The following is a 16154-nucleotide window of genomic DNA, read 5'->3' as shown; positions in this document are numbered from 1 at the left end:
ACGACACATGAATCTCTCGACACCTGTGGGATGGGCCTGGCTCACCCTGCGACGACGCATCGACATCGCCCGCTCCACGAAGGACCTCGGGGCCTCGGCCGTCGAGTGGGTCATCATCACCGGCGTGCTCCTCGTGCTCGCGGGCGCGGTGGGCCTGGCGATCTACAACATGGTCAACGACGAGGCCGGGTCCCTCGACATGCCCGACCTGCCCGGCAGCGGTGGGGGTGGCGGTGGCGGCGGCGGTAACGGCGGCACCTGAGGGCGCAGCGGCGCGCCACCCTCGTGATGGCGCAGGGGGGATGTCGCGTGAGGGTGGCGCGGCGTCCCCCGTCCTGGCGTGGGGTAGCCGGTAGCGAGCAGGTTCATGTGTGACGTGCTGACGAGCGGGGAGGGGGAGGGATGCGCGGACGACAATCAGCACGCCGTGGCGTGCTGCGCCGCGGCGATGCCGGCGCATCCTCCGTGGAGCTGCTGCTCTACGCACCCATCCTCATGCTCGTCATCTTCCTCACCGTGCAGTTCGCGCTCACGTGGCACGGCAACTCCGTCGCGGGCGCCGTCGCGCGCGAGACCGCGCGGGCTGCGCGGACGAGCGACGTCACCCCTGCAGCCCTCGAGGCTGCGCGCCAGCGTGGTCTCGACCTCGCCGCTGAGGTCGGCCGACGCACGCTCACCGACGTCGCCGTCGCCGTCGCCGTCGTGGATGCGGACGGGGACCCACCTGCGGCGGGCGAGGACGAGCTCTACGTCTCGGTCACCGTCTCGGGACGCGCGATCGAGCTCGTCCCTGGCCTGCCCCCGCGGGTCGAGGGTCGGTCCCAGGCGCCGCTCGAGACGTTCCGGGGTGACCTGTGAGCGGGCACCGGCGACCGGGACGCGTGGTGGTCCCGCGCTCAGCGGGGGACCGCGGCTCGATGGCCGTCGAGGTCGTCATCCTCGTGCCCCTGCTTCTTCTCGTCATGCTGCTCGTCGTCGCCGGTGGCCGCTACGTCTCCGCACAGGGTGACGTGCAGTCCCTGGCGAGGGACGCCGCCCGGGCGGCGTCCCTCGAGCGGGACGTCCCCTCTGCCCGCGCCGCGGCCGCGAGCGTGGTCACGCAGGGGAGCACGACCTCCTCCTGGTTGACCGGTTGCGCGGTGTCGGGATTCGGAGGCGACTTCGCCCCCGGCGGGGAGGTCATCATCGACGTCGGCTGCGACGCGAAGATGAGCGACCTCGGCGTGCTCGGCTTCGGCAGCGTCGTGCGCATCGAGGGCACGAGCACCGCCCCTCTCGACCAGTACCGGAGGACAGGATGATCATCGTGCGTCGTACGGTTGCCGTTGCCCGGAGCGACGACAAGGGATCGATCTCGGTCTTCGTCCTCGGGCTCGTCGTCGCGCTGTTCCTCGTCGCAGGGCTCGTCATCGACGGGGGACGGGCGCTCAACGCCCACCTCCGCGTGATCGACGACGCCGAGCATGCCGCGCGACTGGGCGCCAACAGCCTGGACGTCGCTGCGGTCCGCGGTGGGCAGACACCGCAGATCGACCGGCCCTCCGCCGAGAGCGCCGCGCGGGCATACCTCACCGACCGTGGCTACACGCAGATCGCCTTCGGCAGCAGGGGCGGACCGGACGAGTTCACCGTCACGGTCGACGACTCGATGCCCACGACGATCTTGTCGGTGATCTTCATTCGTGAGTTCGACGTCCGCGGTACCGCGACCGCCCGGGCGGCGAGCGGGATCGTCTGTGAAGGAATGGAGACAGCATGTCCGTGACGTCCTCGGCACCGGTGCGCAGCACCCGTACGTCGTTCGGCCCCGGCCGGTTCCAGGAGCCGCAGGGCTCCGAGCCGCGACGCGGACGGCTTGCTGCGCTCGGCGCCGCACTGGCGCTGCTCGCACTGGTCGTCGGCGTCCCCGCGCTCCTCCTGTGGCTCGCGGGGACCCCGCCGATCCCGACGTCGCTGCCCGGACGTGAGCAGCTGGCGCAGGCGCTCGAGATCGAGGCCGTCGTCGCGATCCTCCTGTGGGTCGTGTGGCTCGCCTGGCTGCAGTTCACGGTGTGCGTCGTCGTCGAGATCGTCTCCGCGGTCCGCGGGGTGGGGCTGCCCGCGCGGGTACCGCTCGCGGGCCCGTCCCAGCGGGCGGCGCGGACGCTCGTCGCGACCGTGCTGCTCGTGCTGACCGTCTCGAGCAACGCCACAGCCCTCATGCCCCAGGCCAGCCTGCAGGCCACGGACCAGACCACGTCCGTCTCGAGCGTCGAGCACGAGCACACCACGGACGCCGCTCCGGTCGCGCGCTCCGCGGACGGTGTCGCTCCCGGACAGGCTGCCGCACAGGGCTCCGGGCCGACGAGCGCTGCGGCCGTGGCGACGTACCGGATCGGCGACATGGAGGTCCCCGCGGAGACGGCCGCCGACCTCGTCGGCCGGAACGTCTACGTCGTCGAACCGCCCGAGGGCCGGTACCACGACAACCTCTGGGACATCGCCGAGCGCACCCTGGGTGACGGGCGCAGGTACCAGGAGATCTTCGACCTCAACGCCGGACGCGAGCAGCCCGACGGGCAGGAGCTCAGCCTGGCGAGGCTCATCCAGCCCGGATGGGTGCTCATCGTGCCTGACGACGCGGTCGGCGTGCAGACGGTCACGGCTGTCGTCGCCGAGGTGCCCGCAGAGGTTCCCTCGGGGCCGAGCTGGACGCCACCGCCGATCGACCGCGACGTGGCTGGTGACGACGTGGCTGACGACGTGGCTGGTGACGTGGCTGGTGACGTGGCTGGTGACGACGTGGCTGGCGACGTGGCTGGCGACGTGGCTGGTGACGTGGCTGGTGACGTGGCTGGTGACGACGGCGCCGGCAGTACCGACGTCGTCGCCGAGGCGCCCGCGACCGACGAGTCGTGGTCGGTGGCGCACGCGGGGCCGGCCGGCCTCATGAGCACCCAAGGGCTGCTCGGAGCGGGCATGCTCGCCGGCTCGCTCGTTGCGGCCATCGAGTCGCTCCGCCGTCGCCGGCGCACCATCGAGCCGTCGGACGCCGCGGTCGAGGCCGAGGTCGGCCTGCGCGCCAGCGCCGACACCGCCCGCACCAACCGGCTGGACCGCACCCTGCGCTCGCTCACGCAGTTCGCCTCCGTGACGGGTCAGCCCCTGCCGGGCGTCTACGCCGTCCGGGTCGGCGACGACACCGTCGAGCTCGCGCTCGCCCCGGCCGAGCCCCTCGCCCCGGCGCCCTGGACAGCGCTCGACGACGGCCGCCGCTGGAGCATCGACACCGCTGCCATCGCGCGACTCCCGGAGTCCCGCGCCGCCGCGCCGTTCCCCGGGCTCGTCTCGCTCGGGCACGACTCCGAGCACGCCGCTGTCCTCGTGGACCTCGAAGCCGCCCAGGGGGTCATCGCCGTCGTCGGCGACCCCCAGGCCGCCCGTGAGGTCGTCACCGCGATCGCCGCCGAGCTGGCGACGAACCCCTGGTCGGACGAGCTCCGTGTGACGGGTGTCGACCTGCCCGAGCGCCTCACCGACATCGGCGGGGACCGGTACGAGGCACACGACGACGTGCGGGAATGGTTGAGGCGCGCGGCACGCCGCACCTCCGACCCGGCGAACGAGAACGTGCTGCGCGGCCGGCTCACCGGCGAGGACCGCTGGGTGCCGGACTACCTCGTCGTGGGGAGCCCGATCGACGCCGGGCTCGCCACCGAGATGCAGGACGCGCTGACCCGCGCCGGACGGTCTCCCTTCGGTGTCGTGGCACTCGGCCCCGTGCCCTCCGCGCGGTGGACCCTCACCGTCGGCGCCTCCGGTGAGGTGAGCCTCGACGTGCTCGGTCTGCACCTCACCGCCAACCGGCTCTCGCAGGCCACCCTCGGCAGCGTCAGCGAGCTCTTCCACGAGGGCGACCCGGCCTCCCAGAGGACACGACCCCGCGCAGGTCGGGTCCACGGAGCGGGCCAGACCGACGCCGCGACGTTCGCGAGCGCGCCCGTCCGCGTCCGCGTCCTCGGTGCGCCCCTCGTCGAAGCCCCTGGTGCGGTGGACGCCGAACGCCGCGAGCTGCTCACCGAGCTCGTCGTGCACCTTGCCCTGCACCCGGGGGTCCACCCGACCGTCCTCGGAGCGGCCCTGTGGCCACGGGGCGTCGAGCCGGAGGTCCTCGCGGCGACGATCGACCGCGCACGCGCCTGGCTCGGGACGGACGCCACCGGCGAGGCGCGCCTGCGCACGACGCCCGGCGGCCTCCTCGAGCTCGGACCCGACGTGCGCGTCGACTGGCCGGTCGTCGAGCGATGCCTCGAGCTGGCGGAGCAGGCCCCCACCCCCGAGGCCGAGCGCGCCCACCTGCGGGACGTCGCACGCATCGCCCGAGGAGCGCTGCTCGCGGGACGCCCGACGAACCGCTATTCGTGGCTCGCCCGCGCGCGCCTCGAGCGTCCCACGCGCGATCGCCTCGTCGCCGCCGCGCACCGGCTCGCTGTCCTCGAGGGGCAGCTCACGCACGACCCCTCGGCGGCCCTCGCGGCGCTCGCAGTCGGCCACCGGGTGGATCCGGTCGCCGAGGTGCTGTGGCGCGAGCGGATCCGCGTCGCGCACCGCAGCGCCGGGGTGGACGGCGTCCGTACCGCCGCCGCCGAGCTCGACCAGGCGTTGCAGGCCGCGGGATCGCGCGAGATGGAGCCCGAGACCCTCTCGCTCCTCGAGGAGCTCGCTCCGGGACGGTGGTCGCGGTCGGTACCCGCCTGATGAGGCACGCCGGCCACCTCCGCACGCCCACCGCTGGACGTGCCGGCCGGGCATGCTGGCCGGGTCGGTCCGACGCTCTAGACTTGGCGCTTGAATGCCGGACTCCGGTGCGCCGAGGCGCCCAGGGGCTCCACACCACTTCTGAAGGGTTCTTCTGTGCTGCGCACCCACACCGCCGGATCGCTCCGGGCCGAGCACATCGGCCAGACCGTCACCCTCACGGGATGGGTCGATCGTCGTCGTGACCACGGCGGTGTGGCCTTCATCGACCTGCGTGACGCGAGCGGTGTGGCCCAGGTCGTCATCCGCGACGAGGCCGTCGCGCACCCGCTGCGCAACGAGTACGTGCTGCAGGTCACCGGCGAGGTGTCCCGCCGTCCCGACGGCAACGAGAACACGAACCTCGCCACGGGCGAGGTCGAGGTCGTCGCCAACGACGTCGTCGTGCTCAACGAGTCGGCACCGCTGCCCTTCCAGGTCTCGACGGCACTCGAGGGGACCGAGACGATCGGCGAGGAGGCACGCCTCAAGCACCGCTACCTCGACCTGCGTCGTCCCGCGCCGGCGGCAGCCATCCGCCTGCGTGCCAAGGCGAACGCTGCCGCGCGCCGCGTGCTGGACGCACAGGAGTTCGTCGAGATCGAGACACCGACCCTCACGCGCTCGACCCCCGAGGGCGCACGTGACTTCCTCGTTCCCGCGCGTCTGGCGCCCGGTTCCTGGTACGCCCTGCCGCAGTCCCCGCAGCTGTTCAAGCAGCTGCTCATGGTCGCCGGCATGGAGCGCTACTACCAGATCGCCCGCTGCTACCGCGACGAGGACTTCCGCGCGGACCGCCAGCCCGAGTTCACCCAGCTCGACGTCGAGATGAGCTTCGTCGAGCAGGACGACGTCATCGCGCTCGGCGAGCAGATCCTCGTCGCCCTGTGGGACCTCATCGGCTACACCATCCCGACGCCGATCCCGCGCATGACGTTCGCGGAGGCGATGCGCCGCTACGGCTCGGACAAGCCGGACCTGCGGTTCGCCGTCGAGCTCGTCGAGCTCACCGAGTACTTCAGCGACACCCCGTTCCGCGTGTTCCAGGCGCCGTACGTCGGTGCCGTCGTCATGCCCGGGGGAGCGGCCACCCCGCGACGCGGGTTCGACGCCTGGCAGGAGTGGGCCAAGCAGCGCGGCGCCCGTGGCCTGGCCTACGTGACGATCTCCGCCGAGGGCGAGCTCGGTGGTCCCGTCGCCAAGAACCTGTCCGACGCCGAGCGCGCCGGTCTCGCGGAGGCGACCGGGGCCAAGCCGGGCGACGCGATCTTCTTCGCTGCGGGCAAGACGACCGAGGCGCGCGCGCTCCTCGGCGCCGCCCGGCTCGAGATCGCCAAGAAGGCTGGGCTCATCGACGAGAACGAGTGGGCGTTCGTGTGGGTGGTCGACGCGCCCCTGTTCAAGCCGACCGGCGAGGACGACGACGTCTCCGTGGGCGAGGGCGCCTGGACGGCCGTGCACCACGCGTTCACGTCGCCCACCCCGGAGTGGATCGACACCTTCGAGGAGAACCCCGGCGAGGCCCTCGCATACGCCTACGACATCGTGTGCAACGGCAACGAGATCGGTGGCGGGTCCATCCGTATCCACCGCCGGGACGTCCAGGAGCGCGTGTTCCGGATGATGGGGATCGGCGAGGAGGAGGCGCAGGAGAAGTTCGGCTTCCTGCTCGAGGCCTTCGCGTTCGGCGCGCCGCCCCACGGCGGGATCGCGTTCGGCTGGGACCGCATCCTCACGCTGCTCACGGGCTCCGAGTCCATCCGTGACGTCATCGCGTTCCCGAAGTCCGGTGGCGGGTTCGACCCGCTCACGCAGGCCCCGGCGCCGATCACCGCGCAGCAGCGCAAGGAGGCGGGCGTCGACGCCAAGCCGAAGGCGCCCGCCGAGGGCTGACCCGCGACGGGGTCGACGACCGCCCGACGGGGCGTGCTCCTCTCACGAGGGGCACGCCCCGTCGTCGTCCGCGGCCCTGGTCCCCAGAGCCGGCAGGCGTCACATCTGACGTCCGCACGGGGCCCGTGGGCACGGCCCGGCGCGTCGTCACCAGCGACGCGGCGGCTCCGTCTCGCCGGTGAACGCGCCGTGCCGACGTGCGGTGGGGGAGTCGGGCATGACCTCGAGCAGAAGCGGGCCAGGGTGGGCGCGCAGGGTTCGCTGCCATATACGCACGAGCAGGGCCCCTGCGACGCAGGTCAGGATGAGGAGGAGGAGCCCGCCGGCCACGAACGAGCGGTCGCCGAGACCGGCCGCGATCGCGGCGTCCCGCGCCGCGAGGACCTGCCACCAGCCGGCCACGACCGGGGCGAGGACGAGAACGGTGTGCAGCCCGGCCCGTCCGAGCGCCGTGCGGAACTGCCGCATCGCCTCCTGGTGGGCGAGACCCGCCGCAGCGCGTCGAGCACGGACCGCCACCTCGACGGCTCGCCGCTCGCGCTTGTCCCGGTCCACGCGCGACCAGTCGTCCCAGGTGTCGGGGACCCACGGCGTACCCGGACCGGGCTCCCCGCTCGCTGCCCCCTGGCGCACCCGAGATTCCATCCGCACAGGATGGCACGCCTGGACGTGCCCGGACAGGGCCTCAGTGGATGATCGCGAGCCGGTCGTAGACCTTCTTCAGCGGGGCGGGTGCCCACCAGTTCCAGCGGCCCAGCAGCGTCATCGTCGCGGGCACGAGGAGCATCCGCACGATCGTCGCGTCGATGAAGATCGCGACCGCGAGGGCGAACCCGACCTGCTTGATGACGAGCAGCTCCCCGAAGACGAACCCGGAGAACACGACGATGATGATCGCCGCGGCCGAGGTGATGATCCGCCCGGAACGCTGCAGCCCGACGCGCACGGCCTCGTCGTCCCCGCTCCCGGCGTCGTGCAGCTCCTTGATGCGTGAGAGCAGGAAGACCTCGTAGTCCATCGCGAGCCCGAACGCGAAGGCGATGACGAGGGCGACGACGAAGGTCTCGATGCCCCCGGTGGAGACGAACCCGAGGAGCCCGGACAGGTGCCCGTCCTGGAACACCCAGACGAGCACGCCCATGGACGCGGCGATGGACAGCGCGTTGGTGAGCAGCGCCTTGAGAGGGATGACGACGGACCCCGTCATGAGGAACAGCAGCACGAACGTCGCGAGCACGACGATGGCGACGGCGGCCCAGACGCGGTCGCCGAGCGCCTCGATGAAGTCCACCTGGCCGGCGGCCTGCCCGATCACCCACGTGTCGAGCCCGGGGTCGAGGCTGCGGATGTCGCGGACGACCTCGAGTGCCTGCTCCCCGCCCGGGTCCCCGGAGCTGATCTCGACCCCGAGGGTGACGTACTCGTCGCTGCCGTCCGGGGCGGACGCCTCGGTCACCGACTCGACGCCGTCGATCCCCGCGATCTCGTCGCGAAGACCGCTGACGTCCTCAGCCGTGCCGGCCGCGAGGACGCTGATCTCCGGGGCGGCGGTCCCGGGATACTGCTCGGCGAGGCGGGTGAGGAACACGCGTTGCGTGGAGTCCACCGGGAGCAGCTCGATGCCGGAGTTGCGCATCTGGAGCCCGAGCACGGGGGTCGCCAGGACCGCGAGGACGAGGACGCACCCGGCTGCCACCATCGCCGGGCGGCGCTGCACACGTTCTGCGAGACGGGAGAAGACACCGTCGTCGGTGCGGACGTCTGCGGTCCGCGCGATGATGGTCCGCACGACCGGCACGGTCGCAAGGATGCCGGGACGCAGCAGCCGCCGACCGGCGAGCCGCAGCAGGGCCGGGACGAGCGTGAGCGCCGTGGCGACGGCGATGAGGACGACGGCGAGGGCCGCGCCCCCGATGGATCGCAGGATCGCGGGTGTGAACACCAGGAGTCCGGCGATGGAGATCGCGACGGTGAGCGCGGAGAACGTCACGGTGCGCCCCGCGGTGGCCATGGTGCGGACCACCGCTTCGGAGACGAGCGCGTCCGACCTGCTGCGCCGGCGGCCGCCTTCCCGGCCCGTGGCGGCGTCCTTGGCGGTGAGGTCACCGAGCTCCTCGCGGAAGCGGGACACGATGAGGAGGCCGTAGTCGATCGAGAGGCCGAGGCCGAGGAGCGTGACGACGTTCACGACGGACGCGTCGACCTCGACGATGTACGTGAGCGCGAGGAGGAACCCGAGGCCGACGCCGATCGAGGCGAGGGCCCCGGCCATGGGCATCGCAGCGGCGAGGAAGCCGCCGAACACGAACACCATGATGATGAGGGCGATCGGCAGCGCGATGGCCTCGCCGGTGGTGAGGTCCTCCTCGACCTGGTCCGTGATGGCCTCGAGGATGAGCGGAGACGCCCCGACGATCCCTGTGACGTCGTCGCCGGGCAGCGCGGCCGGCACGGCTTCGAGGATCTCGGCGACCGTGCTCACGGCCGCGGACTCCTCGTCCGCGGTGAGGTCGGGCTCGAGGCTCACGACGACGAGGAAGCCGTTCCCGTCCTGTGCCGTGAAGAGCTGACCGATCTCGCTGTCGGGTCCGCCCGGCACGATGACCGGGTCGAGCACCGACTCGACGCCGTCGACGGCGAGCACCTCCGCCTGCGCGGCGCCGAGCGGCTCGGTGACCCCCTCGGCGCTGGGTGCGACGCCGTCGACCATGAGGGTGAGCGTCTCGCCCTCCTCGCTGATCTCGTCGAGGATGCGGGAGCCCTCGGCGCTCTCGGAGCCTGTGACGTCCGAGTTCGAGCTGGCCAGCCGGTCGAAGAGCGTGTCACCACCGACCCCGACGCCCGCGAGAGCGAGGCCCAGGACGGTGAGCACGACCCACACGATGATCGCGGAACGTGGGTGTGCGCTGACTCGTCGGCCCAGGGATTCAAACACGCGGCCAGCATCCCATCCCGGCACCGCATCCTGCCACGCAGGGGTGTGCACGAGACCTACCCTTGACCTCATGGACCTGTTCGACTCGACCACCCAGGGGTCTGCCGGGGTGCCCCTCGCGGGCCCGGGGACACCCCTCGCGGTGCGCATGCGGCCGGCGTCCCTCAGTGAGGTCGCCGGGCAGGCGCACCTTCTGGTGCCGGGTTCACCGCTGCGCAGGCTCGTCGAGCCCGCGGACAGCCGCTCCGGCCGGGCGGCGCCCGGATCCGTCATCCTCTGGGGGCCACCTGGCACCGGCAAGACGACGCTCGCGTACCTCATCGCGACGAGCTCCGCCCGGCGCTTCGTCGAGCTCTCCGCGGTGACGGCGGGCGTCAAGGACGTGCGGACGGTCATCGAGGATGCTCGACGTCGGCTGGCGACCGGGGGGGCTGAGACCGTCCTGTTCATCGACGAGGTGCACCGGTTCTCCAAGTCCCAGCAGGACGCCCTGCTGCCGAGCGTCGAGAACCGGTGGGTCACCCTCGTCGCGGCGACGACGGAGAACCCCAGCTTCTCGGTGAACTCCCCGCTGCTGTCCCGGTCCCTGCTGCTCACGCTGCAACCCTTGACGACGGACGACGTCCGGACGCTCGTCCTGCGCGCGGTGTCTGACGAGCGGGGTCTGGCCGGGTCGGTCGAGCTGCAGGACGACGCGCTGGACCACCTCCTGCGGCTCGCCGGCGGCGACGCACGCAAGGCGCTGACGATCCTCGAGGCGGCCGCCGGTGCTGCACTCTCGGACCGCGCCGCGGACGAGCCCGACGAGGCACGTGCGCTCATCGACCTCGCGACGATGGAGCGGGCGATCGATGTCGCCGCCGTCCGGTACGACCGCGACGGGGACCAGCACTACGACGTCATCAGCGCGTTCATCAAGTCCATGCGTGGGTCCGACGTCGACGCCGCACTGCACTACCTCGCGCGGATGATCGCGGCGGGGGAGGACCCGCGCTTCATCGCCCGGCGCATCGTCATCGCGGCAGCCGAGGAGGTCGGCATGGCCGACCCGAGTGCGCTGCAGACCGCCATGGCCGCGGCGTCGGCCGTCGCGCTCATCGGGATGCCCGAGGCCCGGATCATCCTCTCCGAGGCAGTCATCCATGTGACCACCGCGCCGAAGTCGAACGCTGCGTACATGGCCATCGACGCAGCCCTGGCGGACGTCCGCGCGGGCCGCGTGGGCAGCGTGCCGGCGCACCTGCGGGACGCCCACTACTCGGGAGCGTCCGCGCTCGGCCACGGCAAGGGGTACCGGTACGCGCACGACGCGCCGCACGCCGTCGCCGAGCAGCAGTACCTGCCCGACGACCTCGTCGGGGCGCGGTACTACGTCCCGTCCGACCGTGGGTACGAGCGCAGCGTGACGGAGCGGATGGAGCGCGTGCGCGCGATCCTCCGGGGCGGGACCGACTGACTGCTCGCCGATGCTAGAATCGTGAGGTTGCCCCATGAGTATCTGGGGGCGACCACCTGGGACCTCGGCCCCGTGGGAGCCGCAGCACGCTGCAGCTGCCCCAACGGCTGGTCCCGCACCCCACGCACCTCCGCGTGCGGGTGTGACGTCATCACGATCAGGAACGGACGTAGCTTCATGTCTTCTGTCACCCGTTCGCGCCGCCAGGTTCGCCTGAGCCGCGCGCTGGGCATCGCGCTCACCCCGAAGGCCGTCAAGCACTTCGAGAAGCGCCCCTACCCGCCCGGCGAGCACGGCCGTGCCCGCCGCCGTACCGAGTCCGACTACGCGGTGCGTCTTCGTGAGAAGCAGCGTCTGCGCGCCCAGTACGGCCTCCGCGAGAAGCAGATGGCCCGTGCGTTCGAGGAGGCCCGCAAGGCTCCTGGTCTGACCGGTGAGGCGCTCGTCGAGCTCCTCGAGACCCGCCTCGACGCCCTCGTGCTCCGTGCCGGCATCGCTCGCACGACGCTGCAGGCGCGCCAGGCCGTGGTGCACCGCCACATCCTCGTCGACGGCAAGATCGTCGACCGCCCGTCCTTCAAGGTCAAGCCCGGACAGACCGTCCAGGTCAAGCCGAAGAGCCAGGCCATGACGCCGTTCCAGGTCGCCGCCGCCGGCGCGCACCGCGACGTGCTCCCCGCCGTCCCCGGCTACCTCGAGGTCCAGCTTGAGAAGCTGTCGTTCCAGCTGACGCGTGCGCCCAAGCGTGCCGAGGTCCCCGTGACCTGCGAGGTCCAGCTGGTCGTCGAGCACTACTCGCGCTGACCCGCACCCCGTCCGTCACGAGCGCCTCGTCCCGCACCCGGGGACGAGGCGTTCGTGCGTGCACGGCACGTGCGGCGGGCACACGCCCGTACGCGCGGTGCGACGGGAGCTCCATACCCATGGCTGACGCCAGCCGCCGAGCGGGTAGTGTTTTCGCGGATGTGCTCATGGCCCGGCGTCGGGCCCGTGCTCGAGACCTAAGGGGTTGTTCGTGTGATCGGTGACATCGCTGGACTCATCGCGGCCGTGGCGTTCGTCGCGCTGGTCGGCCTCCTGGCTGTGCCCCTCGTCAAGCTCGGCCGGGTGCTCGACACCACCACGGCCAGCATCAAGGAGATCACCGCCCACTCCGTGCCGATCCTCGACGAGTCGGCCCAGACCGTCGCGAGCGCGAACACACAGCTGGTCAAGGTCGACGAGATCACGACGGCGGCCTCCGAGGTCAGCCAGAACGTCTCGGCACTCACCGGGCTGTACGCTGCCGCGTTCGGTGCGCCCCTCGTCAAGGTGGCCGCGTTCTCCTACGGCGTGCGCCAGGCGTTCGGGCAGGCCGCGTCCCGCATGCGGGGGACCGGCGTCGCCGCCGACGGGAAGCGGCCCTGATGGCACGCCTGTTCTGGATCGCGACCGGCTCCGCGGTCACCGTCGCCGTCATCCTCAAGGGCCGCCGGGTCGTGCGTCGCTACACCCCGGCCGCCGTCGCCGAGCGCGCCACCGCGACCGTCGAGGAGACCACGGCACACCTGTCGGACGTCGTGCAGCACTTCGCGTCCGACTTCCGTGCGGCACGGGACGAGCGCGCGACAGCGCTGGCGGACGCGCTCCTCGCGCGGTCCCAGGGCAGCGTCGAGGACCTGCGTGCGCGTCGCGACTCCCGTCGCACAGACACCACCGGGCGTCCGCAGCGCCCGGCGTCCGTCACGGACGACGACGACGAGGACACCCTCGGCTACTCGTTCTGACACCGGTGCCGTGCCGCGTGCCCGGCACTTTCGAATCACACCCCGTGCTCTGCCCGCCAGAGCCGCTCCTGACGAAGGAACCTCATGCGTACCGCCGACATCCGCCAGCGCTGGCTCGACTACTTCGCCGAGCGCGACCACACCGTCGTGCCCTCGGCGTCGCTCATCTCGCCGGATCCGTCGACGCTCTTCACCATCGCGGGGATGGTGCCGTTCATCCCGTACATGACCGGGCAGCAGACCCCGCCGTGGAAGCGCGCGACGAGCGTGCAGAAGTGCGTGCGGACCCTCGACATCGAGGAGGTCGGCAAGACGACCCGGCACGGCACCTTCTTCCAGATGAACGGCAACTTCTCGTTCGGGGACTACTTCAAGGCCGAGGCCATCGCCTACGCGTGGGACCTTGTCACCGGCCCCGTGGCCGAGGGCAAGTACGGCTTCGACCCCGACACCATCTGGGTGACGGTCTTCCACGACGACGACGAGGCACGCCAGCTGTGGAAGTCGATCGCCGGCCTGCCCGACGAGCGCATCCAGTCGCGCGGCATGAAGGACAACTTCTGGTCCACCGGGGCACGTGGCCCGGCCGGTCCCTGCTCGGAGATCTACGTCGACCGCGGGCCCGAGTACGGGGCCGAGGGCGGGCCCGTCGTCGACGAGGACCGGTACATCGAGATCTGGAACCTCGTCTTCATGCAGTTCGAGCGCGGCGACGGCGGCGGCAAGGACAGCTTCCCCATCCTCGGTGAGCTCAAGCAGAAGAACATCGACACCGGCATGGGTCTCGAGCGCGTCGCGTACCTCCTCCAGGGCGTCGACAACATGTACGAGATCGACGAGGTGTTCCCCGTCATCACCGCCGCGCAGGAGCTCTCGGGCAAGCGGTATGGCGCATCGACGACCGACGATGTCCGGATGCGGGTGGTCGCGGACCACATCCGCTCCTCGCTCATGCTCATCGGCGACGGCATCCGACCCTCGAACGAGGGCCGTGGGTACGTCCTGCGCCGTCTGCTCCGCCGCAGCGTGCGCGCGATGCGCCTGCTCGGGGTGGAGGACCCGGCGCTCCCGCACCTGTTCCCCGCCAGCCGTGACGCCATGCAGGCCTCGTACCCGGAGCTCGGCACCGACTTCGAGCGCATCTCGTCGATCGCGTACGCCGAGGAGGACGCCTTCCGGCGCACCCTCGTCGCCGGGACGACGATCCTCGACACCGCTGTGCAGAGCGCCAAGGCGCGGGCCGGGTCCACGGGGTCACCCCTGCTGGGCGGCGACGAGGCGTTCGCGCTCCACGACACCTACGGGTTCCCCATCGACCTCACGCTCGAGATGGCCTCGGAGCACGGCGTGACCGTCGACGAGACGGCGTTCCGGAGCCTCATGCAGGCCCAGCGCGAGCGTGCGCGCGCCGACGCGCTGTCCAAGCGCACGGGTGGCGCTGACAAGGCCGCGTACGAGGCGCTGCGCGCAGACCTCGCGGCCCCCGTGGAGTTCATCGGCTACACGGACGTCACCTCCCGTGCGTCCGTCGTGGGTCTCGTCGTCGACGGCGTGCCCGGACCGGCGGCGACCGCCCCCGCGAACGTCGACGTCATCCTCGACCGGACACCGTTCTACGCGGAGGCCGGTGGTCAGCTCGCCGACCACGGCACGATCGTCCTCGACGGTGGTGCGACCGTCGAGGTCGACGACGTCCAGGCACCGCTCAAGGGCCTGTCCGTCCACCGTGGTCGGCTCGTCGAGGGCACCCTCGCGCTCGGTGACTCCGGGACGGCGACGATCGACACCACCCGCCGCAAGGCGATCAGCCGTGCGCACTCGGCCACCCACATGATCCACAAGGCGCTCCAGGAGTCGCTCGGCAAGGACGCGACCCAGGCGGGGTCCGAGAACGCACCGAGCCGGATCCGGTTCGACTTCCGGGCCAGCCAGGCCGTCCCGCAGGGAGTGCTCAGCGAGATCGAGGAGCGGGTGAACACCCAGCTCGCCGAGGACCTCGAGGTCACCGAGCAGATCATGAACATCGACGAGGCGCGTGCCCTCGGTGCCATGGCCCTGTTCGGTGAGAAGTACGGCGACCGGGTGCGCGTGGTCTCCATCGGGGACGACTGGTCGCGCGAGCTGTGCGCGGGCACGCACGTCAAGCGGTCCGGCCAGCTCGGGCTCGTCACCCTCCTGGGTGAGGCCTCCATCGGGTCCGGCGTACGCCGCGTCGACGCCCTCGTCGGGGACGGGGCCTACGGGTTCCAGGCGAAGGAGCACGCCCTCGTCGGTCAGCTCACCGGGCTGCTCAACGTCCGCACGGACGAGCTGCCCGACCGTGTCGGCAGTCTGCTCACCCGCCTCAAGGAGACGGAGAAGGAGCTCGCGGCCCTGCGGCAGGCACAGCTTCTCGCGGCTGCCGGTTCGCTCGTCGCGTCCGCAGAGAGCGTCGGGAGCGCCCGGGTCGTCGTACACGACGCCGGGGCCGTCGCATCAGCGGACGACCTCCGGGCCCTCGCGCTCGACGTGCGCGGTCGGCTCGGTGAGGCGACCGCCTCGGTCGTGGCGATCGCCGGCGTGAGCAAGGATCGTCCCCTCGTCGTCGTCGTGACGAACGCCACGGCGCGTGCAGCCGGCATCAAGGCTGGCGCCCTCGCGCGGACCGCGTCCGGTGTGCTCGGTGGTGGTGGCGGTGGCAAGGACGACATGGCGCAGGGCGGCGGCCAGGACGCGACGGCCCTCCCGGACGCGTTGCGCAGCATCCGGGACGCGGTTGCTGCCCAGCTCGGGGCATGAGCGGCTCCTCGACCGCCCGTCCAGATGAGGTGACGCGCGGCGTCCGGCTGGCGATCGACGTCGGTAGCGTGCGGGTCGGGGTCGCGGCGAGCGACCCCGACGGGCTCGTCGCGACCCCCGTGGACACCGTCGCGCGGGGTGTTCTGCCGACCGACGGGTCTGTGCCTGCGGACGTCGCTCGGATAGCGTGGGAGGTGACGGAGCGGGGCGCGGCGGTCGTGTACGTCGGACTGCCCAGGCACCTGTCAGGCACGGAGGGTTCGGCATCCGCTGCTGCCCGCGCGTACGCTAGGTCGGTCGCTCGGGCTGTCACGCCCGTCCAGGTGCGTATGGTTGACGAGCGAATGAGCACCGTGAGCGCCCACCAGGCGCTCCATGCTGCAGGCCGAGCAGGACGCAAGCACCGTGCGGTGGTGGACCAGGTCGCCGCCGTGGTGATCCTGCAGTCCGCGTTGGATGTCGAGCGACACTCGGGGCGGCGCGCAGGCGAGCTGGTGGACTGAGGACGGGAATATCACCCGCTGCGGACCGTGGAGTAGGTTGTCGATGG

At 71.8% G+C, this 16154-nt stretch carries 14 protein-coding genes; 12 read left to right on the top strand and 2 right to left on the bottom strand.

Annotated features, from left to right (window positions below; all coding sequences use genetic code 11):
• The first annotated feature begins 7 nt into the window (after window positions 1–7).
• The 6 genes from AC2AXK_RS06645 (at window position 8) to aspS (ending at window position 6669) form a co-directional block, all read left to right on the top strand.
• Window positions 8–262, top strand: coding sequence for a hypothetical protein (locus AC2AXK_RS06645; protein ID WP_484344571.1), 255 nt, complete (start codon window positions 8–10; stop codon window positions 260–262).
• Between the two features lie 140 nt (window positions 263–402).
• A complete protein-coding gene (locus tag AC2AXK_RS06640) occupies window positions 403–858 on the top strand; it encodes a TadE family protein (RefSeq protein WP_484344570.1) in 456 nt (151 codons plus the stop codon).
• A 59-nt stretch (window positions 859–917) separates the two neighbouring features.
• The gene (locus tag AC2AXK_RS06635; RefSeq protein WP_484344569.1) at window positions 918–1301 is read left to right on the top strand and encodes a TadE/TadG family type IV pilus assembly protein; all 384 of its coding nucleotides are present in this window, start codon (window positions 918–920) and stop codon (window positions 1299–1301) included.
• A gap of 5 nt (window positions 1302–1306) precedes the next feature.
• On the top strand, window positions 1307–1765 hold the full coding sequence (locus AC2AXK_RS06630) for a TadE/TadG family type IV pilus assembly protein (protein WP_484344568.1): 459 nt from the start codon (window positions 1307–1309) through the stop codon (window positions 1763–1765).
• A complete protein-coding gene (locus AC2AXK_RS06625) occupies window positions 1756–4737 on the top strand; it encodes an AfsR/SARP family transcriptional regulator (RefSeq protein WP_484344567.1) in 2982 nt (993 codons plus the stop codon). Before AC2AXK_RS06630 ends, AC2AXK_RS06625 begins: the two co-directional genes overlap by 10 nt.
• Before the next feature lie 156 nt (window positions 4738–4893).
• Window positions 4894–6669, top strand: coding sequence for an aspartate--tRNA ligase (aspS, locus tag AC2AXK_RS06620; protein ID WP_484344566.1), 1776 nt, complete (start codon window positions 4894–4896; stop codon window positions 6667–6669).
• A 147-nt stretch (window positions 6670–6816) separates the two neighbouring features.
• On the opposite strand, the gene AC2AXK_RS06615 is transcribed toward aspS, so the two are convergent.
• Complete coding sequence (locus AC2AXK_RS06615; RefSeq protein ID WP_484344565.1) at window positions 6817–7314, bottom strand: hypothetical protein; 498 nt, start codon at window positions 7312–7314, stop codon at window positions 6817–6819.
• Window positions 7315–7354: 40 nt separating this feature from the next.
• On the bottom strand, window positions 7355–9604 hold the full coding sequence (locus tag AC2AXK_RS06610; RefSeq protein ID WP_484344564.1) for an MMPL family transporter: 2250 nt from the start codon (window positions 9602–9604) through the stop codon (window positions 7355–7357).
• A 70-nt stretch (window positions 9605–9674) separates the two neighbouring features.
• On the opposite strand from AC2AXK_RS06610, the gene AC2AXK_RS06605 reads away from it, so the two are divergent.
• The 6 genes from AC2AXK_RS06605 (at window position 9675) to ruvX (ending at window position 16107) form a co-directional block, all read left to right on the top strand.
• Window positions 9675–11060, top strand: a complete 1386-nt coding sequence (locus AC2AXK_RS06605) for a replication-associated recombination protein A (RefSeq protein ID WP_484344563.1) — start codon at window positions 9675–9677, stop codon at window positions 11058–11060.
• Window positions 11061–11237: 177 nt separating this feature from the next.
• Window positions 11238–11864, top strand: a complete 627-nt coding sequence (gene rpsD / locus AC2AXK_RS06600) for a 30S ribosomal protein S4 (RefSeq protein WP_484344562.1) — start codon at window positions 11238–11240, stop codon at window positions 11862–11864.
• A 213-nt stretch (window positions 11865–12077) separates the two neighbouring features.
• Window positions 12078–12467, top strand: coding sequence for a DUF948 domain-containing protein (locus AC2AXK_RS06595; protein WP_484344561.1), 390 nt, complete (start codon window positions 12078–12080; stop codon window positions 12465–12467).
• Window positions 12467–12826: a hypothetical protein gene (locus tag AC2AXK_RS06590; protein WP_484344560.1), complete on the top strand. Its 360-nt coding sequence runs from the start codon at window positions 12467–12469 to the stop codon at window positions 12824–12826. Before AC2AXK_RS06595 ends, AC2AXK_RS06590 begins: the two co-directional genes overlap by 1 nt.
• Before the next feature lie 84 nt (window positions 12827–12910).
• On the top strand, window positions 12911–15604 hold the full coding sequence (gene alaS / locus AC2AXK_RS06585) for an alanine--tRNA ligase (protein ID WP_484344559.1): 2694 nt from the start codon (window positions 12911–12913) through the stop codon (window positions 15602–15604).
• Window positions 15601–16107: a Holliday junction resolvase RuvX gene (gene ruvX / locus AC2AXK_RS06580; protein ID WP_484344558.1), complete on the top strand. Its 507-nt coding sequence runs from the start codon at window positions 15601–15603 to the stop codon at window positions 16105–16107. The genes alaS and ruvX overlap by 4 nt, the downstream gene beginning before the upstream one ends.
• The last annotated feature ends 47 nt before the right edge of the window (window positions 16108–16154 follow it).

The sequence above is a fragment of the Sanguibacter sp. Z6_81 genome (assembly GCF_057180625.1).
This window is presented reverse-complemented; position numbering and strand designations above follow the sequence as displayed.

Bases quoted from the DNA above. Each gene is read 5' to 3' on its own strand.
- AC2AXK_RS06625 (WP_484344567.1), top strand. From the start codon at position 1,756: ATGTCCGTGACGTCCTCGGCACCGGTGCGCAGCACCCGTACGTCGTTC.
- AC2AXK_RS06635 (WP_484344569.1), top strand. From the start codon at position 918: ATGGCCGTCGAGGTCGTCATCCTCGTGCCCCTGCTTCTTCTCGTCATG.
- AC2AXK_RS06615 (WP_484344565.1), bottom strand. From the start codon at position 7,314: ATGGAATCTCGGGTGCGCCAGGGGGCAGCGAGCGGGGAGCCCGGTCCG.
- rpsD (WP_484344562.1), top strand. From the start codon at position 11,238: ATGTCTTCTGTCACCCGTTCGCGCCGCCAGGTTCGCCTGAGCCGCGCG.
- AC2AXK_RS06645 (WP_484344571.1), top strand. From the start codon at position 8: ATGAATCTCTCGACACCTGTGGGATGGGCCTGGCTCACCCTGCGACGA.
- AC2AXK_RS06590 (WP_484344560.1), top strand. From the start codon at position 12,467: ATGGCACGCCTGTTCTGGATCGCGACCGGCTCCGCGGTCACCGTCGCC.
- ruvX (WP_484344558.1), top strand. From the start codon at position 15,601: ATGAGCGGCTCCTCGACCGCCCGTCCAGATGAGGTGACGCGCGGCGTC.
- alaS (WP_484344559.1), top strand. From the start codon at position 12,911: ATGCGTACCGCCGACATCCGCCAGCGCTGGCTCGACTACTTCGCCGAG.
- AC2AXK_RS06605 (WP_484344563.1), top strand. From the start codon at position 9,675: ATGGACCTGTTCGACTCGACCACCCAGGGGTCTGCCGGGGTGCCCCTC.
- AC2AXK_RS06640 (WP_484344570.1), top strand. From the start codon at position 403: ATGCGCGGACGACAATCAGCACGCCGTGGCGTGCTGCGCCGCGGCGAT.